Annotated in this window: 31 protein-coding genes; 15 read left to right on the top strand and 16 right to left on the bottom strand. The window is 46.4% G+C overall.

The annotated features are described in order from the left end of the window. Positions 1-104: 104 nt before the first annotated feature. Genes ccoP through ccoN form a run of 4 tightly spaced genes read right to left on the bottom strand, consistent with a single transcriptional unit; the run spans position 105 to position 3,325 of the window. Positions 105-1,085, bottom strand: a complete 981-nt coding sequence (gene ccoP / locus AACQ93_RS09045) for a cytochrome-c oxidase, cbb3-type subunit III (RefSeq protein WP_064604246.1) — start codon at positions 1,083-1,085, stop codon at positions 105-107. Further along, positions 1,082-1,264: a cbb3-type cytochrome oxidase subunit 3 gene (locus AACQ93_RS09040; RefSeq protein WP_007467781.1), complete on the bottom strand. Its 183-nt coding sequence runs from the start codon at positions 1,262-1,264 to the stop codon at positions 1,082-1,084. The genes ccoP and AACQ93_RS09040 overlap by 4 nt, the downstream gene beginning before the upstream one ends. Positions 1,265-1,273: 9 nt before the next feature. After that, entirely contained in the window at positions 1,274-1,885 is a 612-nt protein-coding gene (ccoO, locus tag AACQ93_RS09035) for a cytochrome-c oxidase, cbb3-type subunit II (protein WP_064604244.1), read from the bottom strand. A 12-nt stretch (positions 1,886-1,897) separates the two neighbouring features. Further along, a complete protein-coding gene (ccoN, locus tag AACQ93_RS09030) occupies positions 1,898-3,325 on the bottom strand; it encodes a cytochrome-c oxidase, cbb3-type subunit I (protein ID WP_007467785.1) in 1,428 nt (475 codons plus the stop codon). 275 nt (positions 3,326-3,600) lie between these two features. Here ccoN and AACQ93_RS09025 point away from each other — a divergent pair, with 275 nt between their 5' ends. Next, a complete protein-coding gene (locus tag AACQ93_RS09025) occupies positions 3,601-4,044 on the top strand; it encodes a hypothetical protein (protein WP_064604241.1) in 444 nt (147 codons plus the stop codon). 73 nt (positions 4,045-4,117) lie between these two features. Here AACQ93_RS09025 and AACQ93_RS09020 read toward each other — a convergent pair whose 3' ends face one another. Beyond that, positions 4,118-4,843, bottom strand: a complete 726-nt coding sequence (locus tag AACQ93_RS09020; RefSeq protein ID WP_007467789.1) for an SDR family oxidoreductase — start codon at positions 4,841-4,843, stop codon at positions 4,118-4,120. Between the two features lie 158 nt (positions 4,844-5,001). On the opposite strand from AACQ93_RS09020, the gene AACQ93_RS09015 reads away from it, so the two are divergent. Then, positions 5,002-6,180: an FIST signal transduction protein gene (locus tag AACQ93_RS09015; protein WP_064604237.1), complete on the top strand. Its 1,179-nt coding sequence runs from the start codon at positions 5,002-5,004 to the stop codon at positions 6,178-6,180. Between the two features lie 3 nt (positions 6,181-6,183). Next, positions 6,184-8,271 (top strand): ATP-binding protein, encoded by a 2,088-nt coding sequence (locus tag AACQ93_RS09010; RefSeq protein WP_064604234.1) that lies wholly within the window; start codon positions 6,184-6,186, stop codon positions 8,269-8,271. Positions 8,272-8,562: 291 nt separating this feature from the next. Here AACQ93_RS09010 and AACQ93_RS09005 read toward each other — a convergent pair whose 3' ends face one another. Continuing rightward, the gene (locus tag AACQ93_RS09005) at positions 8,563-8,931 is read right to left on the bottom strand and encodes a DUF3693 domain-containing protein (RefSeq protein ID WP_064604231.1); all 369 of its coding nucleotides are present in this window, start codon (positions 8,929-8,931) and stop codon (positions 8,563-8,565) included. 119 nt (positions 8,932-9,050) lie between these two features. On the opposite strand from AACQ93_RS09005, the gene AACQ93_RS09000 reads away from it, so the two are divergent. The 9 genes from AACQ93_RS09000 to AACQ93_RS08960 all read left to right on the top strand — a co-directional run bounded on the left by AACQ93_RS09000 (position 9,051) and on the right by AACQ93_RS08960 (position 16,244). After that, a complete protein-coding gene (locus tag AACQ93_RS09000; protein ID WP_064604228.1) occupies positions 9,051-9,269 on the top strand; it encodes a hypothetical protein in 219 nt (72 codons plus the stop codon). 2 nt (positions 9,270-9,271) lie between these two features. Continuing rightward, on the top strand, positions 9,272-11,365 hold the full coding sequence (locus tag AACQ93_RS08995) for a replication endonuclease (protein WP_084419075.1): 2,094 nt from the start codon (positions 9,272-9,274) through the stop codon (positions 11,363-11,365). 14 nt (positions 11,366-11,379) lie between these two features. Further along, the gene (locus tag AACQ93_RS08990; protein ID WP_064604225.1) at positions 11,380-11,709 is read left to right on the top strand and encodes a hypothetical protein; all 330 of its coding nucleotides are present in this window, start codon (positions 11,380-11,382) and stop codon (positions 11,707-11,709) included. A 199-nt stretch (positions 11,710-11,908) separates the two neighbouring features. After that, on the top strand, positions 11,909-12,043 hold the full coding sequence (locus AACQ93_RS08985; protein WP_255377073.1) for a hypothetical protein: 135 nt from the start codon (positions 11,909-11,911) through the stop codon (positions 12,041-12,043). Continuing rightward, positions 12,025-12,285, top strand: coding sequence for a hypothetical protein (locus tag AACQ93_RS08980; protein WP_157097537.1), 261 nt, complete (start codon positions 12,025-12,027; stop codon positions 12,283-12,285). The genes AACQ93_RS08985 and AACQ93_RS08980 overlap by 19 nt, the downstream gene beginning before the upstream one ends. 138 nt (positions 12,286-12,423) lie before the next feature. Continuing rightward, complete coding sequence (locus AACQ93_RS08975) at positions 12,424-14,013, top strand: hypothetical protein (RefSeq protein ID WP_064604215.1); 1,590 nt, start codon at positions 12,424-12,426, stop codon at positions 14,011-14,013. After that, complete coding sequence (locus AACQ93_RS08970) at positions 14,013-14,405, top strand: DUF2523 family protein (RefSeq protein WP_064604213.1); 393 nt, start codon at positions 14,013-14,015, stop codon at positions 14,403-14,405. Before AACQ93_RS08975 ends, AACQ93_RS08970 begins: the two co-directional genes overlap by 1 nt. 2 nt (positions 14,406-14,407) lie before the next feature. After that, a complete protein-coding gene (locus tag AACQ93_RS08965; RefSeq protein WP_064604210.1) occupies positions 14,408-15,826 on the top strand; it encodes a zonular occludens toxin domain-containing protein in 1,419 nt (472 codons plus the stop codon). 169 nt (positions 15,827-15,995) lie between these two features. Continuing rightward, positions 15,996-16,244: a hypothetical protein gene (locus AACQ93_RS08960; RefSeq protein WP_064606601.1), complete on the top strand. Its 249-nt coding sequence runs from the start codon at positions 15,996-15,998 to the stop codon at positions 16,242-16,244. 74 nt (positions 16,245-16,318) lie between these two features. Here the strand turns inward: AACQ93_RS08960 and AACQ93_RS08955 are convergent, their stop codons facing one another. The 3 genes from AACQ93_RS08955 to AACQ93_RS08945 are packed head-to-tail and all read right to left on the bottom strand — an operon-like array spanning position 16,319 to position 16,914. Continuing rightward, positions 16,319-16,513, bottom strand: coding sequence for an antitoxin MazE-like protein (locus tag AACQ93_RS08955; RefSeq protein WP_064604208.1), 195 nt, complete (start codon positions 16,511-16,513; stop codon positions 16,319-16,321). Beyond that, positions 16,510-16,710: a hypothetical protein gene (locus AACQ93_RS08950; RefSeq protein ID WP_064604204.1), complete on the bottom strand. Its 201-nt coding sequence runs from the start codon at positions 16,708-16,710 to the stop codon at positions 16,510-16,512. The genes AACQ93_RS08955 and AACQ93_RS08950 overlap by 4 nt, the downstream gene beginning before the upstream one ends. A 12-nt stretch (positions 16,711-16,722) precedes the next feature. Continuing rightward, entirely contained in the window at positions 16,723-16,914 is a 192-nt protein-coding gene (locus AACQ93_RS08945) for a hypothetical protein (protein ID WP_064604200.1), read from the bottom strand. A gap of 607 nt (positions 16,915-17,521) precedes the next feature. Between AACQ93_RS08945 and AACQ93_RS08940 the strand changes: the two genes are divergently transcribed. Together AACQ93_RS08940 and AACQ93_RS08935 are read left to right on the top strand one after the other, a co-directional pair. After that, positions 17,522-18,412 carry a hypothetical protein gene (locus tag AACQ93_RS08940; RefSeq protein WP_157097536.1) on the top strand — a complete coding sequence of 297 codons (891 nt, stop codon included), beginning with the start codon at positions 17,522-17,524 and terminating at the stop codon, positions 18,410-18,412. Between the two features lie 533 nt (positions 18,413-18,945). Next, positions 18,946-20,019 (top strand): LPO_1073/Vpar_1526 family protein, encoded by a 1,074-nt coding sequence (locus tag AACQ93_RS08935; protein WP_157097535.1) that lies wholly within the window; start codon positions 18,946-18,948, stop codon positions 20,017-20,019. A 55-nt stretch (positions 20,020-20,074) separates the two neighbouring features. Here the strand turns inward: AACQ93_RS08935 and AACQ93_RS08930 are convergent, their stop codons facing one another. From AACQ93_RS08930 to AACQ93_RS08915, 4 genes are all read right to left on the bottom strand, one after another. After that, a complete protein-coding gene (locus tag AACQ93_RS08930) occupies positions 20,075-20,446 on the bottom strand; it encodes a regulator (protein WP_064604191.1) in 372 nt (123 codons plus the stop codon). 105 nt (positions 20,447-20,551) lie between these two features. Beyond that, positions 20,552-20,761: a hypothetical protein gene (locus tag AACQ93_RS08925; RefSeq protein ID WP_064604188.1), complete on the bottom strand. Its 210-nt coding sequence runs from the start codon at positions 20,759-20,761 to the stop codon at positions 20,552-20,554. A 24-nt stretch (positions 20,762-20,785) separates the two neighbouring features. Further along, positions 20,786-21,067, bottom strand: a complete 282-nt coding sequence (locus tag AACQ93_RS08920; RefSeq protein ID WP_064604185.1) for a single-stranded DNA-binding protein — start codon at positions 21,065-21,067, stop codon at positions 20,786-20,788. A gap of 19 nt (positions 21,068-21,086) precedes the next feature. Next, complete coding sequence (locus AACQ93_RS08915; RefSeq protein ID WP_064604182.1) at positions 21,087-22,229, bottom strand: phage/plasmid replication protein, II/X family; 1,143 nt, start codon at positions 22,227-22,229, stop codon at positions 21,087-21,089. A gap of 89 nt (positions 22,230-22,318) precedes the next feature. Here AACQ93_RS08915 and AACQ93_RS08910 point away from each other — a divergent pair, with 89 nt between their 5' ends. Continuing rightward, positions 22,319-22,759: a helix-turn-helix domain-containing protein gene (locus AACQ93_RS08910; protein WP_084419073.1), complete on the top strand. Its 441-nt coding sequence runs from the start codon at positions 22,319-22,321 to the stop codon at positions 22,757-22,759. A gap of 1,069 nt (positions 22,760-23,828) precedes the next feature. Here AACQ93_RS08910 and AACQ93_RS08905 read toward each other — a convergent pair. Genes AACQ93_RS08905 through AACQ93_RS08895 form a run of 3 tightly spaced genes read right to left on the bottom strand, consistent with a single transcriptional unit; the run spans position 23,829 to position 25,506 of the window. Further along, positions 23,829-24,038, bottom strand: coding sequence for a hypothetical protein (locus AACQ93_RS08905; protein ID WP_064604188.1), 210 nt, complete (start codon positions 24,036-24,038; stop codon positions 23,829-23,831). Between the two features lie 24 nt (positions 24,039-24,062). Beyond that, positions 24,063-24,344, bottom strand: a complete 282-nt coding sequence (locus AACQ93_RS08900) for a single-stranded DNA-binding protein (RefSeq protein ID WP_064604185.1) — start codon at positions 24,342-24,344, stop codon at positions 24,063-24,065. 19 nt (positions 24,345-24,363) lie between these two features. Further along, a complete protein-coding gene (locus AACQ93_RS08895; RefSeq protein ID WP_064604182.1) occupies positions 24,364-25,506 on the bottom strand; it encodes a phage/plasmid replication protein, II/X family in 1,143 nt (380 codons plus the stop codon). Positions 25,507-25,569 lie beyond the last annotated feature (63 nt).

Here is a 25,569-nt window from a genome sequence, read left to right as displayed (position 1 = left end):
CTTTGCTGGAAAGGGCCCCTGAAAGGTATCAGGGGCTTTTTCTTATGTCTCAGTTTTTATTGATAATTTTACATCCAATGTGTAACTGAGTATGAATGGCGGTGTTATTTATCAGTATCGTTGCTCAAGCCCCAGACATAGGCAGAAATCAGCTGAATTTTGTCTTCACCCAGAATATCTTTCCATGCTGGCATCACGCCTTGACGGCCGTGAACAATGGTTGCCTCAACAGCGCGGCGGGAACCGCCATACAGCCAAGTGTTATCTGTCAGGTCCGGTGCACCAAAGGCAGGGTTACCTTTACCGTCTGTACCGTGACAGGCTGCACACACAACAAAACGTTGCTTACCGGCAACTGCTTCTTTAGCGTTTACCTTACGACCAGAGAGGCTCAGTACATAGCTGGTGACTTCTTTAACACCGTCTTTGCCTAACGTATCTATCCAGGCTGGCATTACACCAATACGGCCTTGCATTACGGTTGTTTTAATGGTTTCTGCTTCACCGCCATACAACCATGCGCCGTCACCCAAGTTAGGGTAGCCTAGCTGACCGCGGGCATCCGAGCCGTGGCACTGCGCACAGTTTTGGATGAACAGACGCTGGCCGACTTTGATTGCTTCAGGATCAGCAGCAATTTTTGTGATAGGGCGGAGAGCGTTGCCTGACTCGTCATAAGCAAGGGTCTTAAAAGTTTCTCCGAATCGCGCCTCGGCATCGTCCAGCTCTTTAGCATACTGGTTCAGTTGCTGACCTTGCTGTGCATCGGCAATAGACATTTTAGATTGTTCTATTGAGCGAACAGTTTGATCAGAGCTTTGCCAGCCTAATAAGCCTTTGAAGTTACCCAGCCCCGGATACAGAGCAAGATACAGAAGGCCAAAGATGATGGTGCCCCAAAACATGTAGGACCACCATTTCGGCAGCGGATTGTTAATTTCACGAATACCGTCGTATTCGTGCCCCATGTCTTCACCTTCCTCAACACCCATTTTATCTTTGGTACACCAGATAAGAATGGCGGCGATACCCGCAAAGGTGCCAAGCGTGATGATGATTATCCATAGACTCCAGAATGTAGTCATGCTTCCTTGCTCCTGTCTTTCTCACGCGTTGCCGAATCTTTTTCTTCATCGGCAAAAATAAGATTGGCAGCTTCTTCGAAACGAGGTTTCTGGCGCTTGCTGTATGCCCAGAGGACGATACCGATAAAGCAAACGAACAAAAGAACGGTCCAAATGCTGTGAATGGTTCCAATATCCATAGCACCTCCTTATTTCATTGCGTGACCAAGCGACTGAAGGTAAGCAATGATTGCATCCATTTCAGTCTTGCCTTTAACTTCTTCTCCGGCATTGGCGATTTGCTCTTCAGTGTATGGAACACCGAAGACTTCGCTGAATACCGACAGCTTTTTAGAAGTCAGTTCGCCATCAAGCACGTTTTCTTCCAGCCAAGGGAAGGCTGGCATATTCGACTCAGGAACAACAGCTCGCGGATCACGCAGGTGAACACGGTGCCAGTCGTCAGAATAACGACCGCCTACACGAGCCAGATCCGGACCGGTACGCTTAGAGCCCCAAAGGAACGGGTGTTCCCAGACACTTTCACCGGCAACAGAGTAGTGGCCATAACGTTCTGTTTCTGAACGGAACGGACGTACCATTTGGCTGTGGCAGACATTACAGCCTTCACGGATGTAAATATCACGACCTTCCATTTCCAGCGCAGTATAAGGACGAAGATTATCAACCGGCTCGGTCGTCTGGTCCTGATAGAGCAGTGGCGTAATTTCTACCAACGCACCGAAGCTGATGGCAATCACGATAAGGATTGCCAGAAGGCCGACATTTTTTTCTACAATTTCATGACGATTATTAGCCATTGTCGGAACTCCTTATGCTGGTTGCTCAGTTGCTTTCAGGCTTTCGTTTGGTGCAGCAATTGTCTTATAGGCGTTGTACGCCATCAGGCACATACCAGCCAGGAAGATTGCACCGCCTACAAAGCGAACAAAGTAGAATGGATAAGAAGCTTGCAGAGATTCCACGAAGCTATAAGTCAACGTACCGTCAGTATTAACCGCACGCCACATCAGACCCTGCATAACACCGGAAATCCACATTGCAACGATGTAAAGAACTGTACCGATAGTTGCCAGCCAGAAGTGAACGTTGATCAACTTGATTGAATACATACGTTCCTGGTTGAACAGTTTCGGAATCAGATGGTAAACCGCACCGATTGAAACCATGGCAACCCAGCCTAATGCACCAGAGTGTACGTGACCGATAGTCCAGTCGGTGTAGTGGGACAGGGCGTTAACAGTCTTAATCGACATCATCGGACCTTCGAAGGTAGACATGCCATAGAACGACAGCGATACCACCAGGAATCGAAGGATTGGGTCATAGCGAAGTTTGTGCCATGCGCCGGACAGCGTCATGATACCGTTGATCATCCCGCCCCATGACGGAGCAAAAAGGACCAGCGACATCACCATACCCAGTGACTGTGTCCAGTCCGGCAGGGCTGTATAGTGCAGGTGGTGAGGGCCGGCCCAGATATAAAGGGAAACCAGAGCCCAAAAGTGAACGATAGAAAGACGGTAAGAGTAAACAGGGCGACCTGCTTGCTTAGGTACGAAGTAGTACATCATACCCAGGAAGCCGGCAGTCAGAAGGAAACCTACCGCGTTGTGTCCGTACCACCACTGAATCATTGCATCCACTGCACCGGAATAAACCGAGTATGATTTAGTCATGGAGACAGGAATTGCCATGCTGTTCACTATGTGGAGGACAGCGACCGTGAGAATGAAGGCGCCAAAAAACCAGTTCGCAACATAGATATGCGATGTGTTTCTTTTGATCATGGTGCCGAAGAAGACAATGGCATAGGAAACCCAGACAACTGCAATCGCGATATCAATCGGCCACTCCAGCTCTGCGTATTCTTTACCAGACGTCCATCCTAAAGGCAGCGAAATCGCCGCAGCCAGGATGATGGCTTGCCAGCCCCAAAAGGTGAACGATGCTAACTTGCCACCGAAGAGAGTGGTTTGACAGGTACGCTGAACTACGTAATAAGACGTAGCAAAAAGCGCACTGGTACCGAAAGCGAAAATCACCGCGTTAGTGTGCAGTGGCCGCAAACGGCTGTATGTCAACCATGGGGTGTCGAAGTTAAGCGCCGGCCAAACCAGTTGAGCGGCAATCAATACACCAACGCCCATCCCGACAATTCCCCATAAAATTGTTGCCAGGGTGAATTGACGAACGACCGTATAGTTGTAGTTTTGTTCAAGCTGCTTTACTTGGCTCATGTTGCATGCTTCCAATTTGAATTGTTGAACTACACTCGTTTTCCTTGTGCGAACAACTAGTTGTCGCAATGCCACCCAAAGCTTATTTAAAGGACCTTGCCGTTTTTTAACAACTCAGTTTTAAATTGCTATTTTGTTGTAAAAGTGGCATTTTCAGTGCACATAATACTTGACTTAATCGGTTAATGACAGCGTTTGATCCACATTGTGTTTACGGTTAAGCAACATTTATGTGAAAACTTTGAACCCAGTAACACATAAAAGTAACGGAAATCATGGCTGCAGAGAAATTAACCAAAGCTAGATTGATTCAAATCTTGTTTTTAATGACAGTGTTGATAACAGCATTTGTTTGGAGAACAGTAACCTACGATGACAATCAGCCAGTAGATGAAACTGCTGTCCGCTGTCAGATTACCGCAGAATCTTGTGTCATCGAAGGGCGGGAAAATGGTATTGATTTGACGCTTCAGCCATTCCCGGCAAAGGCAAATTCAGAGCTTGTTATACAAATTAGTAACGTAAATGTAAAACCAGTTGCGACCGTCGAAGGGGTTAACATGTACATGGGTACTATCCCTGTGATTTTCGAGCAAAAAGAAAACAGCTGGTTAGGAAAGTTCAGTGTACCGGAGTGTGTTCACGACAAAATGGCTTGGGCTATTACCCTGAAGCAGGGAGATAAGACGGTAATTGCGGATTTCACAGTAGAAAAGTAGTTACTAATAGGATAGTTACCGCCCAAGAGTAAAGGTTTGGAGGCTTGGCAGCCCAAGTCTCCAAACTCAGCACTTATTCAGCATAAATCATCTTCTTTGTCATTCCACCGTCAATCACAAAATTCTGACCGGTAACAAAGCCGGATTCCTTGCTCAGCAGAAAAAACACCATTGCTGCGATGTCTTCAACATTTCCGACCCGACCGGCAGGGTGTTGACTGTGATCAATTGCCCGCAACTCTTCATTGGTGGTATCAATCCAGCCCGGTGAGACACAGTTAATCCTCACGTCAGGGCCGACACTTGTCGCCATCGCATGCGTAAGGGATACCAACCCGCCTTTTGATGCGCAGTAAGCTTCAGTATTCGGTTCCGACTGCACGGCGCGTGTTGACGCAATATTGACTACAGCACCGTGATTAGTTCTTAGCATTGGCAAGCAAAGCTTAGTGACAATCATTGGAGCTGTCAGGTTTACTGAAATCACCTTGTTCCAGTCGTAGATATCTAAATCTTCAAGCGGCGTATTATACGGGTTGGCAATGGCAGCATTATTAACCACACCATCAATCCTGCCGAATTGCTCATGTATTTCATGAATGACTGCGGCCATTTCTGATTCAGAGGTAACATCAGCCTGTTTAAATCTTATTTTTGGATTCGCAGCAACCAGTTCAAATCCGGCATCTTCATCTATATCTACAGCAACAACAATCATGTTTTTGTTACTTAGATAGTCGCAAATACCTTTTCCGATCCCCTTGGCGCCACCGGTGACTAGAACGACAGAATTCTTCATGACTCCCTTCACTAAATTAGAAGTTGAATGCTTTCATAGGTTAACGTTATAAATTGAACTAACTTTAGTTATAAATTCATAAAATAAGCTTTACCTAGCTGATTACAAATACAAAAGTGGCTATTATTGAAGCTACGCATAAAAATAAATACGAACTCATGGACATAGCCACTAGTTTTTCTGCATTTCATTCGACAAGTGATGCAGTTTTAGACGCAATTCGCAAACTGAAGGGTAAAATAGCCAATCCAAGGCTGATCCTTGTTTACTTTTCAGAAAACTACGACGACGCATTCATTCAACAATCACTTACCACCGAGTTTCCGGACGCTCAGATCTTAGGTTGTACGTCATGTCAGGGCGTTATGACTGATGAAGGCTATTACCCAGGAGAGGGGATCGCACTTTGGGCTATGTGCGATTATAACGGAGCTTTCGGTAGTGCGATTGTTTCTACTAATCAAGCGCCATATGACATGGCGCGCCAGGCATTGCTCAAAGCAATTGAAAACGGTGGTCGTCCCGGCGAGCTTCCGGCATTGATATTGCTTCATGCCAGTCCAGGGCATGAAGAAGAAGTGATTAAAGGTATCGAAGACGAACTAGGGCTTTCTGTGCCAATCATCGGGGGCAGTGCTGCAGACGACAATGTCCAGGGCAACTGGAAGTTGTTTACTCATGATCAGCGTTGCCAGGAAGGGGTTGGATTATGTGTACTTTACCCATCCTGTAATATCAGTTACTCATTCCACTCCGGTTATGCCAGCACAGGGCTGAGCGCAATTGCCACAAAAACCGAAGGGCGTGAGCTGATTGAGCTGAATAACAAGCCGGCCGCTGATGTATATCAGTCTTGGCTCGGACAACCGCTTTCTTATGAAAACAGTATTGTCTCAAAGAGTAGCCTGAACCCTTTAGGACGTATTGCCGGCAAGGTTCATGATCTTCCTTACTTTAAACTTGCACATCTTCTCAAAATGACACCACGCGGGGGTATCGAGTTGTTTGCAACGGTGGAAGAGGGTGAAGAGCTGTTTTTCATGGAAGGAACCAAAGAACGTTTGATTACTCGGGCTGGCAGGGTAATTGACTCTGCATTTGATATTGGCAGCGCAAGTCGAGAGCTCGATCCTGTAGGCGGTATCACAGTTTACTGTGCCGGTTGCATGCTCCAGGTTCAGGATCGTATGGAAGAGGTCGCTGAACATGTCAATAAAGCGATGCATTATGCGCCTTTTGTTTGTCCGTTTACATTCGGTGAACAAGGGCAATTTATTGGCGGTGAAAATGCACATGGAAATCTGATGATTTCTGCGGTTTTATTCCACAGGGACTAGCTCATGCCAGGTTATGAATCTGAAAAACTACAAGAAACCTTACTGGACCTGATGCGAAGTCAGGAGCGGGAGAAGCAGCTTCGTGAAGAGAACGCTGCTATTCTCGCCGGGATTTCCGCCATGGCAGGGGCAAATAATAAACGTCAGGTTTTCAACAGTTTACTGACTGTTCTTCATAAGTATATCGGTTTTGAACATGCGTTGGTTTTAACTCGTGAAGATGAAACATCTCCATTAAAAGAATTGGTAACCACATGTCAGTGCTTTGAATCAAGCACCTGGCCAATCAACCATACTTTTATAAGAAGTATGAATGGTGAAAGCATCGCTTTGTTTGATCCGGACAAAGTGAATGAGTTCAGAGGCCTGCCAGACAATATGCTGCAATATTGCAAATCTGTGCTGCTTACTGGCGTAAAAGTCAGCTCCGGTGATGCTGTTCTCATTTTCCTTCACTCAGAGCGTGGACAGTTTCCACCTCAGAGTCGTCGTGTACTTGATCGCTTTCGACCACTGTTGGAGCGTGCCATTATCGATATCGATTATCGTGAACGTCTGCAATCATTGGTAACAGCACGGACGGTTGAACTAACACATAGTCAGCAACGTTTTCGGGATTTTGCGAAAACCGTCGGTGACTGGTTCTGGGAAATCGATACCAACTTTCAATTTACTTATATTTCGTCCCCAAATCTTGCGAACCATGTCATTGATAATGAATGTATTTTCGATATTTTCGATGGACATGCAGAGTTAAAGAAAGAGCTTAAAGCCCGGCTGGAAAAGAAAGTACCGTTTGAGGATCTCGAATGGCAGCTACCAGAAAGTGAAGGGGGTACATGGTTCAGTTTCAGTGGAACTCCTTATTTCAGTAAGCAGGGCAAACTTCAGGGCTTTCGTGGCACAGCCAAAGACATAACACACAGGAAAAAGCAGCTGTTTGAGTTGCAGGAAGCTCGCAAACAGGCAGAATCAGCGAATAAAGCAAAATCACAATTCCTGGCGATGATGAGCCATGAGATCCGAACACCACTGAATGCAGTTCTGGGTCTGATGGAAACTCTTGCAGACTCGGGCCTTAATAGTGAGCAAAAAGGCTGGATTGACTACATGGAACAATCAGCCCAGCTCTTGCTTACTATTATCAATGATATTCTTGATTTATCACGAATTGAATCCGGCAACTTTGAACTGTTTAATGCTGAAATGCGACCGGCAGATAGCATCAACCTTGTAGTCAATCAGCTTAAAGAACAAGCCAGGAAAAAAGATATTTCGCTCACATCGTACATTTCACCAGATGTGCCTGAAGTGATGATTGGCGATAAAAACAGAATTTCTCAGGTAATGTTTAACCTAATTGGTAACGCAATTAAATTTACCAATCAGGGCTATGTATCTGTTAACGTTACCAGAGATGCAAACCATATTGTGATAGCAGTTAAAGATACAGGTATTGGTATTGCACCTGAAGCGCAGAAAAACTTATTTAATCCGTTTATTCAGGCGGATGGCAGCATCACCAGGCGCTACGGTGGTACAGGTTTAGGATTGGCTATCAGCCAGCACTTAATCAACAAAATGAATGGACGAATAACGCTGCAAAGTGAACTTGATAAAGGCAGTTGTTTTACTGTTTATATACCGATCCCGATTCAGACATTAGCTGCAATACCAACGCAGATAGTTCAAACACCAAGACTGGAAAAATCCCTCAAGATTTTGTTGGCTGAAGACAGCAATACCAATCAACTGGTTGCTAAACTGATGCTTGAAAAGCGTGGTCATCAGGTCAAAATTGCCAATAATGGCGAAGAAGCTATAGAGCTCCTGAAACTGAAGAGAAATAGTTTCGATATAGTGTTAATGGATATATCGATGCCGGTTCTGGATGGCTTAGAAGCGACAAGGCAGTTGCGCAGGAGTAATTACGATATACCGATTATCGCATTAACAGCAAATGCAATGCAGTCTGATCAAGAAGAATATAAACGAGCTGGCATGGACGGGTTTCTTGCTAAACCAATACAACCGATGGAGCTCAACCTGATGTTAGATAAATATCAGGGGTTGATGATGACAGGCTCTTAATTAATGCTCTGATGAAATCAGATATAAACAAAAACGCCAGACTCAGTGTCTGGCGTTTTTGTTAGCTTGGTTTTAAACCAAGCTTGTAATTAACAAATGATTTTGAAGAACCAGGCAAACTGACCATTTGCAGCAGAGCTTAAAAATAGGTGTTAATTACCTATTTTATGGTAAATTGCGCATACTGTTAAATTGTCCAGTATTCCGAAGAGAGAGCGCGTAGTAGTCACACATCAAAGGGATAAGGGGCGTTTTACCGGACTCATAATTGGGGTGACTCTAATACCTTATTTAACATAATGTACATAATGCGCACTGAATTATGGAGTTCATGCCAGCCAATCCAGCCAAGGAAATGGCCGTAAAACCAACCCCAAATGATTGAAATCCTTGGCCGTTAAGCTTTTTTGCTATTTCTTCCCAAATCGCCTTGATGCTGCTGTCCTGTGTGCGGTCAGCGTGAACGCCAATCAATGCCTCTTTTTCGTCGATATTACATTCTTGCGCCAGAAAAACTGCTTCATTATCAGATAGATAGCGCTTTCCTTTGCGCATTTCGGAAATCCTAGACTTTGGTAGCCCTAAATCAGCCGCAATTTGTTTGTCTTGTATGTAGTTTTTCGCTGATTTGTAGCTGTCTAGCAATTTTGTCTGATACATAAACCCTCCAATTTTTTCTCTATTGTAGCTTGTTAGTTACGCCTGTGCGTACCTTGCAGTTACGGTCAGTAGTAACCTATAGTTACAGCACTTCGTAACTGGCAAGCATTGAGGAACATATGGCAACTACACTTGAACTTCTAGATGGCGTCCGCTTCTTTGAAAATGCAATTGAAATTGTGGCTGTCTCTGCTGCCTACGCTGATACCTACAAGAAAACACATACCTTCATTACCCGCGAAATCGTCGAATACAAAACTCTGTCCGCTGCACTGGCCACTGGCAAAGCCCTGTGTTGTCACCATGATGCAATCAACCTTTCTGGTAAGGATGCCTAATCATGATGCAGCGAATCTTAGTCCACGATTTGGCAACCGATACCTATGAGTATGTGAACTTCTTGCCAGCCCGAACCCTGTGTACGTCGTACACCAAACCGGACATCAACAACGGCGGTCATCTGCCGGGCTTTGTTGACCATACCCGGCCAACGCAAGATTACGTGTCGTCGATGCTTCAACGACAAGCGCTATCACAGCCGATTCATTCAGTTGACGCGTCAGACGATATCAAGCCGTCGTTCGTTTCACCGTGTCAGGATGTGTTGAACCTGACGCGACCACACCGCGCTTTCGGCCCGGTGATGTCCCGGGCCTATATCAACATGGCTAAGAAAGTTGGCCAGCTTGATGCCATGCGAGCATTGGAAGAAGCCAATGAGCGTTTGACCAAAATGGAGTTCCGCTACACCTCAACTGATGAAGAACTGTGTGACTTCGCCAAGGCCAAGTCAGCTTATGTCATGCGTCAGGTCGCGGGCATCAAGGATGTCACCAAGGCATTCAAACGTGCCTGTGACATTCTGGCCGACTACGGCTTGTCATTCCGTCCTGAGCTCATCAAAAAAGCCGAGGAAAACGGTGAGCTGAAAAGCCTGATTAACCGCGCAACCAACGAGCTTTGGTGGCGTCGTTCGCTACGCAAACATGCAGCCATTGAAATAGAACGTGCAGCCCGCGACCTGACCTTGGTCCACAAATACGGTCAGGCATATTGCTCGGATTTCTCACTGGGCCGTCGCCGACAACGCGATGCCGATAATGCCGACGTGCTCAGGAACACCATTGCCTACGACGAGGATGACTCTGATAACTGGTTCTCGCTTTATGAGCTGTCCGGCAAATCCATTTCCAACCCGGAGATACGCCGCGCTGAAATGTTCGTACGTCTGAAAGGTTTCGAGAACATTGCCAAGGCCAGCGGCCACGTCGCCATGTTCTACACACCGACATGCCCTAGCCGCTTTCATTCGGTTTCCAAGGGCAAGGTTAACCAAGCATGGCTTGATGCGGGCCGACCAACCACGCAGGACGCCCACAACTACATGACCGACATGTTCGAGAGCTTCCGCAAGGCTTTGGACAAGGCTGAAATCAAGGTGTACGGCCTGCGCGTGGTTGAACCCCACGCTGACGGTTGTCCGCACTGGCATGTGCTGTTTTTTATGGAGCAGCAACATTGTGACACCGTAACACGTTTATTTAGGCACGCTGCCATGGCCGATTCACCAGACGAACCCGGTGCCAGCAAGTACCGTTTCAAGGCCGAGCCGATTGACTGGTCGAAAGGCTCCGCCGTCGGCTATGTCGCCAAGTACCTGTCAAAGAACATCGACGGCCAGCACATCGGCGATGACATCGCCACCGAGCTGGACGGCATCACCGCAGCCGAGCGCGTGGTCACATGGGCCCGGGTTAATGGCATCCGCCAGTTCCAGTTCATCGGCGGCCCGTCCGTCACAGTCTGGCGTGAACTGCGCCGGATAAGGGAAGAATTCACAGAGGACGATACCGTGTTTAAACATCTGGATAACGGCGAATGGATGACACTTGAAAACATCCGCCGCGCCGCAGATTCATCGGACTGGGAGGCATTCTGCCTTGCCATGGGCGGCGTGTTTGTCCGCCGTGACGACCAGACCATCAAACCCTGCTACCACGTCCCGCACATCATGGAAAAGCTCATCGACGAATACGGCGAAGAGCATCAGAGCACCAAACCACGCACCACCCGCTACGGCGATGTTGCCGGGGCGCGTGTGGTCGGCGTGGTGTTCAAAGCCGCCTATCTGGCCACCCGAACCCGCACATGGAAAACCGAAAACAAAGAAGTCTTCCTGCGCGGTACCAAACGCATCATGACCGGGGTGACGGATGTCTTCGATGCCCTTGAGCGTGAAGGCGAATACCTGCGGATGGCCGACGAGCAATACGAAGAATACCAGCGCTACCTCGACCGCCTTGACGAAATGAACGCCTATGTATTCGACGAGGCTGATTGCGAGACCGTCTGGAGCGGCCGCGCGAAGGCTGAGCGCGAAGCGACTGACGGGAGCGCAAGCTCCCCTTGGACTTGTGTCAATAACTGTCACTAATAAGGAATTTAACGATGATTGTAACCGCCCGCATCAATGACCTTGATGACATCGAGAAGAAAACCACGGCCAACCCGAACACCGGGGAATCCCGCGATTCCGGCATTGTCCGCCTACAACTATTCAACCCGTCCGAGGTGGTCGAATGCCGTGTCTCCCCTGACCTCTGGGATGCCATGGGCGGCGGTGCTGACCTCAAAAAGCTTATCGATAAAAAGACCGACTACAAGATTCAGCACATCGAGCGCTCATTCGCGGGTGACGGTGGTAAGCACGTCAACTTCTCCGGCTGGCACTTGCTCGGCGTCCCAAGCACAACCAACAAGCCCGCCCAAGCGAGCTAACGGGGACACCATGGAACGCAACATCATCGCCCGTTATTACCGACTCCAGTCCGAACACAAGGCACTGCCGATTTGGGTCTGGGACACACACATACTGCCTTACCTGAAAGGCTAACTGGAAACCGAAAACAAAATGCGCTGCTTATCCGAAGGCCACATCACCGACACCCCCGTCCAGCAATGCGCCGGGTACGTCCTGTTGCAGCCCGACGATGTAGCCATGTATCAGAACTTCGATAAAGAACTGTTTATCGAGGTTTCGGGAATGCTCCTGCTGTCGTTCTTCCTCGGCCACAGTGCTGGCCGACTGGTTCGGTGGCTAGGCAAAGCTTAACTCAACGTCAAATAAGGAAATATGTCATGAAAGAGAAATTCCAGAAATATGCACCTCGCGCAGGTGTGGTTGCCACTTCACTGTTTGCCACTGTTGCTGCTCACGCAGGCGACTACACCCAGCAACTGACTGCCGCTGGCGGTGAGGCTACCGCCAACCAGACCGCGGTGGTCGGTACGGTCGTCGGCCTTGCCGTGGTCGGCTTCGGTGTCGGCATGCTGCTCAAGTGGCTCAACAAGTAATGCCCGCCGTTCCTCCGGAACTCTTACTCGGGATTGCCTCCACCATGACCTTTGTCTACGGCTTTGTGTCCGGGGTGCAATCCCACTAACCACAAGGGGCTTCGGCCCCTTTTTTGATGGCTGACTAAGGGATTGGTTATGCGCTATTGGTTATTTTTCTTCCTGCTCGCCTTTTCTGTTGATGTGTTTGCCTGGGCTTCCACTGGCTGGACGAATACGGCAGACGAGTCCCAACAACGGCTAAACAATGCCATTGATAAGCTGGCTAACCGTTATAAAGGGAGGGATACAAACGACTACGTTGTATTGCATTATGCCTATGTTGACGGCCCTGACCCCGGTTATTTCAACCGATACCGGGGCATCTATGATTACGATATTAAAGGCGGGAACAACTGCCCGTCGGGGGGTGTTCCGGATATCAACGGCGAATGCCGCAGCTGCCCTGACGGCTCATACCCTGTCGGCGAAAGCGGTGAATGTTATGACTACACACCCGAGCAGGAGAAAAACTACTGTGAAACCCCCGAGGCACAGCAGGCCATGGATGAGGCTGTCCGCAACTGCCCGAACCAATCCGGCAGCGCCTCCTGTAACCATGACACTGAGCAAATTGAGGTTACCTGTTCGGACGACCCGGGTGGCGACGACCCAGAAAAACCCGGAACGGGTGAAGGTGGCGATGAGGGTGACGACCCGACGGGTGACAAGCCCGGGACTGGTGAAGAAGGCGGCGGTGACACGGGAGGTGAAGGTGGTGAAGGTGGTGGTGATACGGGCGGTATCAACCCGGAAGAACCCGGAGACGATGACGGTTCCACCGACCCCGACGACAAACCGAGCTTTTGCGAAGAGTTCCCGGACCTTTGCCAAGGTTACGAAGACTGCCCGACCCCCGAAGCCCCTTGGCTGTGTGACAAACGCCCCGACTGCGACCCCGCCGCCGGGGATATCTGCATTGATGAGTGTGACCCCGCGGTGGACGGTGACTGCTCCGGCACCGAAGGCCTGATTGCCGCGATTAACGAAGTCCAGTTCGCCGTTCGTGACCACAACAAGACCTCGTTTGATGTGAAGAGCAACACTCAAATCACCGCCAAGAACACCAAGGCCATCGCCGACAACACCAACAAGGCCAACGACCTGCTGACCGAAATCCGCGACCTCAACAAATCCGGCAATGACATCCTCGACAACAAAATGACCGAGATGATGAAACACATGGACGGCATCAACGGCGACCTGATTCAGGCTATCCGCGACAAAGGCAACGCCGTGGCTCCCGGCAATGGTGAGGGAAACGGTGAAGGCAAAGGCGACTGCCCCGAAGGTCAGGACTGCGAACCCGCGGGTGACATCGACTGCAACAAGGAAGAGAACAAAAACAGGCTCATCTGCCTGCGCCTCAACGGCAAAATCCCAAAAACCGACAAAGACCCGTTTGGGGATGTCCTCGGCAAGGAGGCCATTGCCTTGCTCGATAAGGACATCGAAGGGCTGCGCGATGAAATCAGCACCCTGATGGACACCTTTGCCGACAGCCTGGGCGACGTCTCCCTGCCCGAGTCCGGCAACATGCCCGTCTTCTCGGCCAACATCCATGTGGCCAACCGTAGCTTTACCGCCAAGAACGACGCGTGGATAGAAAACAGTGACGCCATCAAATCGGTCGTCCTTGCCCTCGCCTCGCTGGTTGCCTTTTCCATCATTCTCGTCAGGAGGAAATAATGCGCTATCTGCCCCTGCTGTTAATGGCCGTCGCCGTGCCGGCACTGGCCAATACTACCGACAACACCTTCCAGTGGTTCATTGATGTTGCTGACCACATCGACCGCTTCTTCGAATACACCCCGTCGTTTATCGAGCGGATGTATGCCTACGTCCTGAAATATTCCATCAAGATGAAACTGGTGATGATGCTCGAAAGCATGAAGTTTGCCCACGGGGTTGCCAGCGAGCTGCTCAACGACCTGTCCGTTTACCAGTTCATCGACTCGGCCTTTTCCTCGCTCGACCCGGATGTGCGCAACGCCGCTGCGGCCTACGGTGTCGGCTCGGCCTTCATGCGGGTTATCGAAGCGATGACCACCCGCTTCGTCATGGATTTCATGGGGGTATAACAATGGCAACCATCATCCGACACGGTGCGGCTGGTTCGTACAAATCCGCCTGCGCGGTCTGGTTCGATATCCTTCCGGCCCTGCGCGAAGGCCGTGTCGTTGTCACCAACGTCGAAGGTATGCAGGACATCGCCACCATCGAGAAACGACTCGGCGAACGCTTCCCGATCACCGCCCGCATCATTCGTATCTCCTCGATGAACGAGAACGGCATCCGCCTCTGGCAGCACTGGTATAACTGGTGCCCGATTGGGGCAATGATCCTCATTGATGAGGCGCAGGACATCTACAACAAAACCGCCGGGTTCGACATGGCCAAGAACGTCTTCTTGGGCGTCGAGGCCTTCAGCGACAACCTGCCTAAAGGGTTCGTTGATTTCTACAGCAAGGTACTGGCCGACTTCCAACCGGAAGAAGTCGCGTTCGACGATACCGGGGAAAGTATTGTCGATGAGTCCGGCTGCGTTATCCTGCCGAAGAACTTCAATATGGCCTTCATGCGACACCGGAAATACAACTGGGATATCACCCTCTGCACCCCGGACATCCGCCAGATACCCGCCGAAATCAAAGGCGTCGCCGAGCTGGCCATCCATCACAGCTCGAAAGACTCGTTCTTCCTCACCAAACGCCGCCCGCGGCTGTGGGAGCACAACCCGAAATCGACCTCCACCAAACCGACCAAGGATGACACCACCAAGGGCGTGCGCGTTCCCCGGGCTGTCCACCTGATGTATTCCTCCACCGTCACCGGGCAAGTGACCAAGAGCGGTGCGGGTTCGTCCATCCTGCACCAACCCAAGTTCCTGTTGTTCCTTGTCGTCTTCCTGCTCTGCATCTACTTCGTTGGGAATTCTATCTATGAAATCGCTACTCGTGATAATTCTGATGCTCCAGTACCGACTGGAGAAGCTCAGCCAGCACAAAGCCTTCCGACTGCTGGCCAAACCGCTGCATCGACTGGCCCCGCTGGCACGTTGGCTGGGTATCCGGCTGATAGTGTTCCTCGTGGTCTCGATAGCCCTGCGGCTCCTGCTCAGGGGCGCTACCTTGATATGGCTGTAAACGCGTGGCCCTATGACGTCAGCCAGCTGTTTGTCTCCGGTGTCCAAATCAAAGTCTTGAGCGATAAACGCCAGACCCTGACCACCATCATCTTTGAACAACACAGCCCCGACGGCCAGCGCGGCTATGTCTACAGTGACCACCTCCGGCTGATGGGATTTCGCTTTACCGTGCTCGACCCCTGCTTAGTCCAGGTGAACTACGGCGACAGCCAGCAACTACTGATGTGCAATCCGGTCAATGACATACCGGACATCCGCGAAGAACGCCAGCAGACCGAACTGGCCCGGGAACCGGACTTCTCGGCCATGCCGCTGGCGGGACTGGTCACAAATGACAACAACGGTGAAATTTAAGCGATTGCGGTGCATCGGCCACACTACGGTGTCGCCGCTATCATTATGGGGAATTGCCCCTGGGACAAAATACGCAATTTGCTATCAAAAACTTAACCAGGAATGATTCCAAGCTTAAGCGAATGCTATCATTGCAATGATTTTGTTCCAGGATAAAAAGGCAAAAGTGATGGCAATAACGATTAGGGATACAGAAAAGCATCAGGAAATGCTGGCCGCACTCAAACAGCTTACAGGCAAGGGAACGCAGTCTGGCGCATTAATTGAGGGCGGTTACACAGCTATCAGATATCATGGCATGTATGAGGCCGAGGCACTCAAAAACCGCCAGCTTGAGAATGAACTGTACAGGCTCAAGCTCAGGGTGTCGGCCTACTTCGATGCCCTTGATTCATTGCGGGAAACCTGCGAACACTAGCTCGCCAGTTAGTCCGGGATGGATAATTAAAGTTGTTGCATAACCAGACCCGGACATAACGGATAAAGGTGCCGTCACTGGTGACGGTGCATAGAAACGTACTTGCCACTGACTACATCGCGCAGGCTGTTCAGCGTCAGGTGGTCGTTCTCGACCAGCATGTTGATGGCCTGCCGGATATCCGCCTCCCGGTCTTCCGGCATCCACACTGTCACCTTCTTCAACCCTTTGGCCTTCATCCTTGCTTCGTATTCCGCGTTCCTGCTCATTGCTTCGCCCCTCCATCCTTATTGAGGACTGACTGCTTGACGGCCAATGCCTTGGCATGTAACTGCTCCACCTTGAGCAGGTTTTCTTTGTGCTTAGGGTCGGTAAGCGGCAGTTTAAAGTTCTCATCAAGTAGCTTCCCTGCTTCGCGCATGTATTCGTAATACTCATCAGGTAAAACCAGTTTATAAGTGATCATCGTCCTGCCTCCTTACGCCTTGTTCCATTCGTTCAATGACTGAGTTGATGTCGCTGACAACGCCCACATCAACGTCACCCGTTTGTGCACTCCGGTCGTCCGGCGGTTTACCTGCTGCTCCAGAGTGAAATGGCCATGCTGGTCACGGTGAAGCAACCAGAGTTTCGAAGGGTTAAATGAATCCGTGCGGTAAAAAGTGGTCATCAGCGCGTTCTCCATGCTAGTGAATGGTGGCGGGCAACTTGTTTGCCCATGGCCCGCCATTTACTAGATGGAAGGCCCACACTGAGCCGGGGCTGGATTGTCAAGGGTGATGAGTAGGCCGCAGCGGCTTTTGAGCCTGCCCCCTACGGGGCAAACCAAAACAGAGCCGAAACGATCTCTAACCCACAAATTAGATGAACCTGAGAGGCTCAAAAACGAACGGGCGTGAAGCTCATCATTCACTTCACCCTTGATAAGCGAGACTTGGCGGTGTACGCGCTGCTCTTGGGTTAGGGGTACCTCTCCTGTCGGTAGGGCTTGGCTGAGATAGCTATCTGTGGTCACGGCTTGAGATAGCTAAGGTGGCCCGTAAACCCCAGTCTTGATAATTGGTTTTTCTTGCCGTATTTAATGACTATTAATATGTGCAACAATGTGTAGAATACTATACATAGAGCTATTGAAAGGAATGTAAGCTCTAGTTTTAAGTTTTTATTAGGTTTAATTTTATATGTTGAAATTTTTAGGTTATAGAAGAAATACATATTTCTTAATACAATGCGCATCGTTAATTTGTTTGATTCTTTCATATTTTTATGGGGAGGATTTGGCTAAAAATATAAGCACTTTGCTAAAATTTCAAGTTGAGCCATCATTTTTAGCAGTATATTTTTTGATGATACTAATTGGCATTTCCGTTTTATCATACTTGGACTCTGGTAATAAAACATATCATTCAAGTTCATTATCATGTGATAGAAAGTTAGAAAAAAACAATATAAAATTCGATCAAATAAACGGGAAAAAGCATAATGACTTGAACCCCGCCACAAAAAAAATAATAATAAAAAATGTCGTGTCTCAAATCAATAATGATGCAATAGATACTTTGTTTAATGAGAAAGTTAAGTCTTATAAAGAGTCGATTGAAAAGTCATTACTTGGTGAGTTAATTGTAAATGATTATTCCCACTCTCATTCTCGGTTAAGTACAGAGATAAAAAACTTAACATTAAGATCGAATGTGAATTTAGTTATTGGAATGACAATAACTATAATGGGTTTATTTTTTCTCTGGAGTACAGTTAACTTAATCGACACTTCAGAAATTTCAAAGCAAATTTCCGAAAATTCTGAAAATGGACTAATTACGCTTGAAATTGCAGCAATTCCTTTTATTTCAAGATTGTCTCTAGTGTTTTTTATTGAATTGTTTGCTTTCTTCTTTCTTCGACTTTATAAGCAAGGTTTGGATGAAATTAAATATTTTCAAAATGAATTAACCAACATTGAATCGAAAGTCCTAGCTGCAAGGCTTGCAATAAAATCGAATGACAGTGAAGCCATGAAATCAATTATTATTCCTTTGGTAAATACAGAGAGAAATCATATTTTACTTAAAGGTCAGACTACTGTAGAACTGGAGAAGGCCAAATCTGATTCGACGACCATCAATACAATTATAAGTTCTCTACCTAACATTTTTAAAAATAAATAATTTACCAAGAGTTTTTTCACCCCGCCTAGCAATACGGGGTGAAAGTTAATTGTGGTCGCCACGCCCTTCAACGCGGTCGATACTGTCAGGTTTGTAAGAAGCCTACTTTTTTAATGGCTTTTTTTGTATGTGGCACATAGATAACACTTTTGGGTGCTGTTGAACTTCGGTGATTTTCCTGTCGGTGGAACTTGACTGAGATAGCCAAGGGAGCCACAAACCCTACTTCATTACCAATTTGTTCAATTGATAATGATATATATGTCAGTGTGATATTATCTGGTGAGATATGTGATTTAACTTGATAAAAGTGTAAAATATCAGACGTGATGAACTCATTTGGTTAGATATTATGTTTGATTGGATAAACAACCACTGGACAGTATTATTTAGTGGCATTGGTACTACTCTCATTTTTTTCATAATTGGTTTGCTTATAAAAAGTAAGAGTAAGAATGTGTCAATAACTCAAGTATCCGGGAACAACTCTAAAAATTACAATGTTAACGGTTCTTTTTCGGCAGGCTCTAAAGATGATTAATGATAAAAACATCAGTCAGGAAGGCGGTGATAACTGTAAGCTTATAAATGCTGACTCAGTTACTATTAATGGTGTTTCAGCTCAGGAAGCAATGGATATCGCTACGAATGTTTATAATGCTAATTTTTTAAAATTAGCAGAGACTGCGAGCGAAATGGCTTCTTATCGAGCGGAAAGTCTAGCCAGGAAATTTGTTGAAGAGTTAAGTGAGAAAAATGAATCATACCTAGAGCAAATTGCAACACCTGATGTGCAAATTAGCTTATATGATGCTCAAAGACAATTTGCTAAATCTGGCGACAAAAACTCAGAAAAAATATTAGTCGATTTATTAACTCAAAAGGTTGTTGATATTCATGGTAATGTTGACAGGGGTATAAGACAAATTGCTCTAGATGAGTCAATTTCTATCGTATCAAAAATTACCCCGCGGCAATTGGATACTTTGTCGATAATATTTATTACTGCCAAAACATTAAATCATAATGTTAATAACCTTAAGTCGTTCAATGCGTATCTTGAGAGTTATTACTATCCATTTGCTCATGATTTGTTGGTAGATGACTTGACATATTTACATTTGGAGCAGATTGGTTGTGGTTCCAGAATGCAAGCTGGCTATTATTATCCAATACAGCAGTTATTACGAGATAACTATAAAGCAATATTCTCAAAGGGTTTTGAGCTATCAGAACTTAATGCAATATTGCAGCAGGATGAAATCCCCAATGGCTTCGTCATACCTGCACAGCATGCGGTTAATCTCTTTCAACTTAATGCAATGACTCCGACCCAAATACCATCCCTTCTTAATAGATATTCTTTAGATGAGGCGTTTGAAAAACCTCTTTCAGATTTACTTGAAAGTACGACCATGTCGTTAGATGAAACGAAAGATTATCTTTTAAGTAACCATCCTCAATTATCAAATCTTATTGAGTGTTGGGAAGATGATGAGGGGCCTTTAAATAAGTTTGAACTAACTCCTGTGGGTATTGCTCTAGCAATCGCCAATATAAAAAATAAAACTGGTATTTCCATGGGGTTCGAAATATGGGTTAAGTGATTTTTTAATGAATATATGATGGATTTAGCCTTTTACTAAGTCCATCATGATTTTATTAAGGAAGTTTTTTTAATAACCTAGCTACTCTAATAATTTCAGCCTTTAGCTTCCTATCGTCCTCTGCATTGATTTCTAGCAATGCGTTACCTGTAATAATCCGCTCTGGCGTCAACGACCAATTGTTTGGGGTTATTAATCTCCCTTTTTTGAGGCTCCACTCTCTCCATTCATCACCTAGCGGGTCAAGTTCAATTCCTGCATACATTCGCATTAAGCGTTTACATTCCGGCGGAATTGGTTTTCCTTTATCCCACAGCGTGACCGTTCTCACAGTTTTAAAACAAAGTTTAGCCGTATCTTCTATGCTCAGTCCGCATTGATAAAACCGAAAAATGTAATTTTTAGTGAGTTCATGTCGATTTCGCATCAAATCCTTCTTACCGCAAAGAAAGGATTCTAACTAATTGATTTGCAATTAGTTCTTCGTTTTAACATAAACCACCATAATGCGCACCGAAGGGTTAAAACCATTTTAAAATGTCTCTACATCAAAGACGCCAAGTTCTTTCAGCTCGTCGCGATTCTCGTCAGTGATTTCTACCAATTCAAAGTTGTTGCTGTATTCCATTGAGCAAATCTGATTGAGCTGAGCCATCGACTTGGCTGTGTAACCCCCGTCAGGAAAATAAGCCACAATCATTTCCGGTGTGATTTCTTCAAAATAGATTTTGTTATTAACCATACTAACTTCTCACCAGTTTGCTTTTTATGCTTCAATTTCCAGTGGCTCAATCACTTGGCCAAATCTTTTAAGCTCAAGCCCACCAAAGTTATTGACGATAAAACTAGAGCTATGAACGGTATATTCTCCAGCTGCATACGGTGGTTGTCCTTCTTCAAGCTGCAACTTCATCAAAGTTGGAAAACGACCACCAATATGAGCGTAAGCTTCTTGCTCATAGATAGTTCTTGGTGGCTTTCCATCTTTGCCTGGCATTGTGCGAACGTTGGTTTTTACATCATCTTGAAAGACTTCGATTTTAAGCATGGTGCTGTTTCCTTTTAACTTATGCGACGGCTCTAAATGGTAAAACGTTGGATTCTGCAACAACTGGCATCTTGTACCAGTCAGGAACACAAAGAGGTTTAACTTCGATAACTTCGGAACGCTTGAGAGTTGGACACATACGACTGACATCGAACTGCTGACCAATATCGATACCAATCGCCTTTAAACGAGCCTTGTGTTCATAAAACTGAGATTGACTAAGTAGCTGACGTAAGTCTGTGCCGTGCTGCCACATAGTGAAATAGTTCATTGTGGTATTCGCCTTGCGCATCGTATCAACAACGCCAGAAGCGATAAGTTGATGAGCGATGGACTGGTGTTCATCATGGGATACTTGAATTGTCTTCATGGCGTTCTCGATATCTTGGATATGTGGTAAGAAATCTTGTTCTGTGACGATGCCGTAAAATTGAAGGTTGTGTCGTTTCAGTAGTTTTTGTCTCAAGCTGTGTTCTTCACGGACAACGCCAGCAGATTCGCAGTAGTTAATCAGGTTAGTTACATATTCGAGCACATCGGGCGCAACTCCGACTTTCTTGCGCTGGTCTTTTTTCAGGTGACGGCGTAACTCAACAGCCTTATTGTAAAGCTTGCTCATCATCCACTCAGATCCTTCCCCCCAGTTACAGGTATTACCGTCTGGATAAAGCTTTGGTTTACGACCTCGGCCAATTTGCATGGATGACAATCCGCGTATAAAGGATTGCTCTTTGCCCTTGCCTACTTCATGGTTTCTAGTCCAGTCAATAAGCGTGATTTCTGCACCATTTCCTAATAGTGAGGATGATCTGCCATCAGGTGACTGGCGGTGAGCAAAACGAGTGTTTTTTGTAAATGGTGGCAAGCCCAAAGACTCTAAGACATGATTATAAATAGCCACGCACTCATCAATAGACTGTAGACCTACCAAGTTATCAACACGCTGCCAACGAGATGGATTACCTTCAACGCGAACTCGGTTTCCATCACAACGCACTGTTAGCTTGGTGCTAAAAGAACCTTCTAGCACTTTCTGATTGACTGATGGTGGTAATTTCTCTCCCGTTTCTAAATCAACCTTTTCAATCATATGACGTCCCACGAGTGGCAATCCGCCCTCATGGTGATCTTGCTGAATGAAAAGTTGGTCAATAAAGAACAAACCAAAACCCTGTCAATAGTCTTATGGTGTGAATGAAATTGATTCTATAGGGTTAATTTACCCGTCAGGGGTAATATATAGGGTTATAATTGACACCACAAGATCAATTAGAGGAATTTATTGTGTCTATAGGAGAAAATCTAAAGCGTCTGAGGCGTGATAGGAATTGGACGCAGGGTCAGTTAGCTGATCATTGCGGAATAAGATTAGGGCAAATTTCAAAGATAGAAAGAAGCGAAACAGATCCAAAGTTAAGCACTCTATACGCACTGATGAATGCCTTAGAATGCACTCCTAATGCCCTATTATGTGATACTGACAAAACAAGCTTAGATGGCCTGCTAACCATTGCCCTAGAAAGGATGCAAAAGCTTCCTGAGCGTGACAAAAACATTTTGCTAGAAATAATTGATAAGTATTGCATCGCTAAAAGCATGCAAGACATCATCGAAAACGAAGATGGAACAATTTTCGGGTTTAGATCTTTCGCTGGAAAAACCAAAGAAATGGCAAGAAAAGACACAGATTAAGTTGAAGCACTCAAACTTGATTGATGGTGAAATTCCGGAATTCCGGAGTTAGTTCGGGTGTTACAGGAACCCGAACCTCTTTTTGTAACATCGCAATAACAAGTATCAGTCATGGTTGCCTTGCGCTTGAGCACAAGGCAACCACCCCCCAGAGGGCCCCTCCTTGCGCTCAAGCGCAATTCCCTAGTGATATTGAAAGCGAAATTTCGAGGCGTGTGCGGCGCGTTCAGGTGTCACAGACTATTGCCGCCGGCTATTACGGTTACACCGGAGCAAACCAGTTTTTGGCCTAGCAGGATGGATGGTTTCAGAGCGGTTTTTGATACTTGGCGGGCCCGGCCAGTTTAGACCTGGAGCAAAAATCAGTGTTTGGTGGATGGCCTTAGTATGCCTTCGGCATGAATATCATTCTTACTGATATTTCTAATAAAAAACAGTAATTAACCTATGAAGTGCTTGAAAACGACAAGCTATTAGCTTTATAGTTGTCTTCGTTGTTTTTCACAAACAACAAAAGCCACAGTAAAGTGGCCTGAAAAAGTGATTGGTAACATCAGGTCTCGCCAAAGATTGCTGTTACCACCACTATCTTTAAACTTTTAATATGGAGAATTATTATGAATTCTCATTTATTTGAGTACACCACTATTGCTCTTATGATCGTTCAAATCATAGTTACAATCTACTGGTAGTGCTCTCTAAAAGCCTCATCTTATTCTTATTGATGGGGCTTTTTCTTTTTCTGTTGTCACAAGTTGCCACAACAATAACACAGAAGCAGTGTAAGAATGCTTACACTCAGAGTCAAGGAAAAATAACATTCTTTGTTACAGTTGTGCCGTCATCTGTAATGAGTAAATCGCTACGCATTATGGAGTTATATTACGGGCTATCAGCTGGAAAACGATTCTCCTGATGACAGCGCAGGCCGCGTTCGCGACCGCAGGCTGATATCCCTCGCCCACCTTTTCTGGCACTGCTAGGCGGTCAGTGCTGGCGCAATGATACTGACCACAAACCACTCAACATAACTCATAACCATAATGCGCACCGAAGGGTTAAAACCATTTTAAAATGTCTCTACATCAAAGACGCCAAGTTCTTTCAGCTCGTCGCGATTCTCGTCAGTGATTTCTACCAATTCAAAGTTGTTGCTGTATTCCATTGAGCAAATCTGATTGAGCTGAGCCATCGACTTGGCTGTGTAACCCCCGTCAGGAAAATAAGCCACAATCATTTCCGGTGTGATTTCTTCAAAATAGATTTTGTTATTAACCATACTAACTTCTCACCAGTTTGCTTTTTATGCTTCAATTTCCAGTGGCTCAATCACTTGGCCAAATCTTTTAAGCTCAAGCCCACCAAAGTTATTGACGATAAAACTAGAGCTATGAACGGTATATTCTCCAGCTGCATACGGTGGTTGTCCTTCTTCAAGCTGCAACTTCATCAAAGTTGGAAAACGACCACCAATATGAGCGTAAGCTTCTTGCTCATAGATAGTTCTTGGTGGCTTTCCATCTTTGCCTGGCATTGTGCGAACGTTGGTTTTTACATCATCTTGAAAGACTTCGATTTTAAGCATGGTGCTGTTTCCTTTTAACTTATGCGACGGCTCTAAATGGTAAAACGTTGGATTCTGCAACAACTGGCATCTTGTACCAGTCAGGAACACAAAGAGGTTTAACTTCGATAACTTCGGAACGCTTGAGAGTTGGACACATACGACTGACATCGAACTGCTGACCAATATCGATACCAATCGCCTTTAAACGAGCCTTGTGTTCATAAAACTGAGATTGACTAAGTAGCTGACGTAAGTCTGTGCCGTGCTGCCACATAGTGAAATAGTTCATTGTGGTATTCGCCTTGCGCATCGTATCAACAACGCCAGAAGCGATAAGTTGATGAGCGATGGACTGGTGTTCATCATGGGATACTTGAATTGTCTTCATGGCGTTCTCGATATCTTGGATATGTGGTAAGAAATCTTGTTCTGTGACGATGCCGTAAAATTGAAGGTTGTGTCGTTTCAGTAGTTTTTGTCTCAAGCTGTGTTCTTCACGGACAACGCCAGCAGATTCGCAGTAGTTAATCAGGTTAGTTACATATTCGAGCACATCGGGCGCAACTCCGACTTTCTTGCGCTGGTCTTTTTTCAGGTGACGGCGTAACTCAACAGCCTTATTGTAAAGCTTGCTCATCATCCACTCAGATCCTTCCCCCCAGTTACAGGTATTACCGTCTGGATAAAGCTTTGGTTTACGACCTCGGCCAATTTGCATGGATGACAATCCGCGTATAAAGGATTGCTCTTTGCCCTTGCCTACTTCATGGTTTCTAGTCCAGTCAATAAGCGTGATTTCTGCACCATTTCCTAATAGTGAGGATGATCTGCCATCAGGTGACTGGCGGTGAGCAAAACGAGTGTTTTTTGTAAATGGTGGCAAGCCCAAAGACTCTAAGACATGATTATAAATAGCCACGCACTCATCAATAGACTGTAGACCTACCAAGTTATCAACACGCTGCCAACGAGATGGATTACCTTCAACGCGAACTCGGTTTCCATCACAACGCACTGTTAGCTTGGTGCTAAAAGAACCTTCTAGCACTTTCTGATTGACTGATGGTGGTAATTTCTCTCCCGTTTCTAAATCAACCTTTTCAATCATATGACGTCCCACGAGTGGCAATCCGCCCTCATGGTGATCTTGCTGAATGAAAAGTTGGTCAATAAAGAACAAACCAAAACCCTGTCAATAGTCTTATGGTGTGAATGAAATTGATTCTATAGGGTTAATTTACCC

This window comes from Photobacterium sp. J15, from assembly GCF_963870815.1.
Classification (GTDB): domain Bacteria; phylum Pseudomonadota; class Gammaproteobacteria; order Enterobacterales; family Vibrionaceae; genus Photobacterium; species Photobacterium marinum.
Note: the sequence above shows the minus strand (reverse complement) of the source record. Positions and strands in the feature narration are given on the sequence as shown.

What these genes read in the sequence shown, in the direction of transcription:
- AACQ93_RS08970 (WP_064604213.1), top strand. Translation starts at nt 14,013, where the DNA reads ATGCGCTATCTGCCCCTGCTGTTAATGGCCGTCGCCGTGCCGGCACTG.
- AACQ93_RS08950 (WP_064604204.1), bottom strand. Translation starts at nt 16,710, where the DNA reads ATGATCACTTATAAACTGGTTTTACCTGATGAGTATTACGAATACATG.
- AACQ93_RS08995 (WP_084419075.1), top strand. Translation starts at nt 9,272, where the DNA reads ATGATGCAGCGAATCTTAGTCCACGATTTGGCAACCGATACCTATGAG.
- AACQ93_RS08900 (WP_064604185.1), bottom strand. Translation starts at nt 24,344, where the DNA reads ATGCTTAAAATCGAAGTCTTTCAAGATGATGTAAAAACCAACGTTCGC.
- AACQ93_RS09005 (WP_064604231.1), bottom strand. Translation starts at nt 8,931, where the DNA reads ATGTATCAGACAAAATTGCTAGACAGCTACAAATCAGCGAAAAACTAC.
- AACQ93_RS08990 (WP_064604225.1), top strand. Translation starts at nt 11,380, where the DNA reads ATGATTGTAACCGCCCGCATCAATGACCTTGATGACATCGAGAAGAAA.
- AACQ93_RS08925 (WP_064604188.1), bottom strand. Translation starts at nt 20,761, where the DNA reads ATGGTTAATAACAAAATCTATTTTGAAGAAATCACACCGGAAATGATT.
- AACQ93_RS08960 (WP_064606601.1), top strand. Translation starts at nt 15,996, where the DNA reads ATGGCAATAACGATTAGGGATACAGAAAAGCATCAGGAAATGCTGGCC.
- ccoO (WP_064604244.1), bottom strand. Translation starts at nt 1,885, where the DNA reads ATGGCTAATAATCGTCATGAAATTGTAGAAAAAAATGTCGGCCTTCTG.
- AACQ93_RS09040 (WP_007467781.1), bottom strand. Translation starts at nt 1,264, where the DNA reads ATGGATATTGGAACCATTCACAGCATTTGGACCGTTCTTTTGTTCGTT.
- AACQ93_RS08905 (WP_064604188.1), bottom strand. Translation starts at nt 24,038, where the DNA reads ATGGTTAATAACAAAATCTATTTTGAAGAAATCACACCGGAAATGATT.
- AACQ93_RS09010 (WP_064604234.1), top strand. Translation starts at nt 6,184, where the DNA reads ATGCCAGGTTATGAATCTGAAAAACTACAAGAAACCTTACTGGACCTG.
- ccoP (WP_064604246.1), bottom strand. Translation starts at nt 1,085, where the DNA reads ATGACTACATTCTGGAGTCTATGGATAATCATCATCACGCTTGGCACC.
- AACQ93_RS09015 (WP_064604237.1), top strand. Translation starts at nt 5,002, where the DNA reads ATGGACATAGCCACTAGTTTTTCTGCATTTCATTCGACAAGTGATGCA.
- AACQ93_RS08955 (WP_064604208.1), bottom strand. Translation starts at nt 16,513, where the DNA reads ATGAGCAGGAACGCGGAATACGAAGCAAGGATGAAGGCCAAAGGGTTG.
- AACQ93_RS08965 (WP_064604210.1), top strand. Translation starts at nt 14,408, where the DNA reads ATGGCAACCATCATCCGACACGGTGCGGCTGGTTCGTACAAATCCGCC.
- AACQ93_RS08930 (WP_064604191.1), bottom strand. Translation starts at nt 20,446, where the DNA reads ATGCGAAATCGACATGAACTCACTAAAAATTACATTTTTCGGTTTTAT.
- AACQ93_RS08945 (WP_064604200.1), bottom strand. Translation starts at nt 16,914, where the DNA reads ATGACCACTTTTTACCGCACGGATTCATTTAACCCTTCGAAACTCTGG.
- AACQ93_RS09020 (WP_007467789.1), bottom strand. Translation starts at nt 4,843, where the DNA reads ATGAAGAATTCTGTCGTTCTAGTCACCGGTGGCGCCAAGGGGATCGGA.
- AACQ93_RS08975 (WP_064604215.1), top strand. Translation starts at nt 12,424, where the DNA reads ATGCGCTATTGGTTATTTTTCTTCCTGCTCGCCTTTTCTGTTGATGTG.
- AACQ93_RS09000 (WP_064604228.1), top strand. Translation starts at nt 9,051, where the DNA reads ATGGCAACTACACTTGAACTTCTAGATGGCGTCCGCTTCTTTGAAAAT.
- AACQ93_RS08920 (WP_064604185.1), bottom strand. Translation starts at nt 21,067, where the DNA reads ATGCTTAAAATCGAAGTCTTTCAAGATGATGTAAAAACCAACGTTCGC.
- AACQ93_RS08935 (WP_157097535.1), top strand. Translation starts at nt 18,946, where the DNA reads ATGATTAATGATAAAAACATCAGTCAGGAAGGCGGTGATAACTGTAAG.
- AACQ93_RS09025 (WP_064604241.1), top strand. Translation starts at nt 3,601, where the DNA reads ATGGCTGCAGAGAAATTAACCAAAGCTAGATTGATTCAAATCTTGTTT.
- ccoN (WP_007467785.1), bottom strand. Translation starts at nt 3,325, where the DNA reads ATGAGCCAAGTAAAGCAGCTTGAACAAAACTACAACTATACGGTCGTT.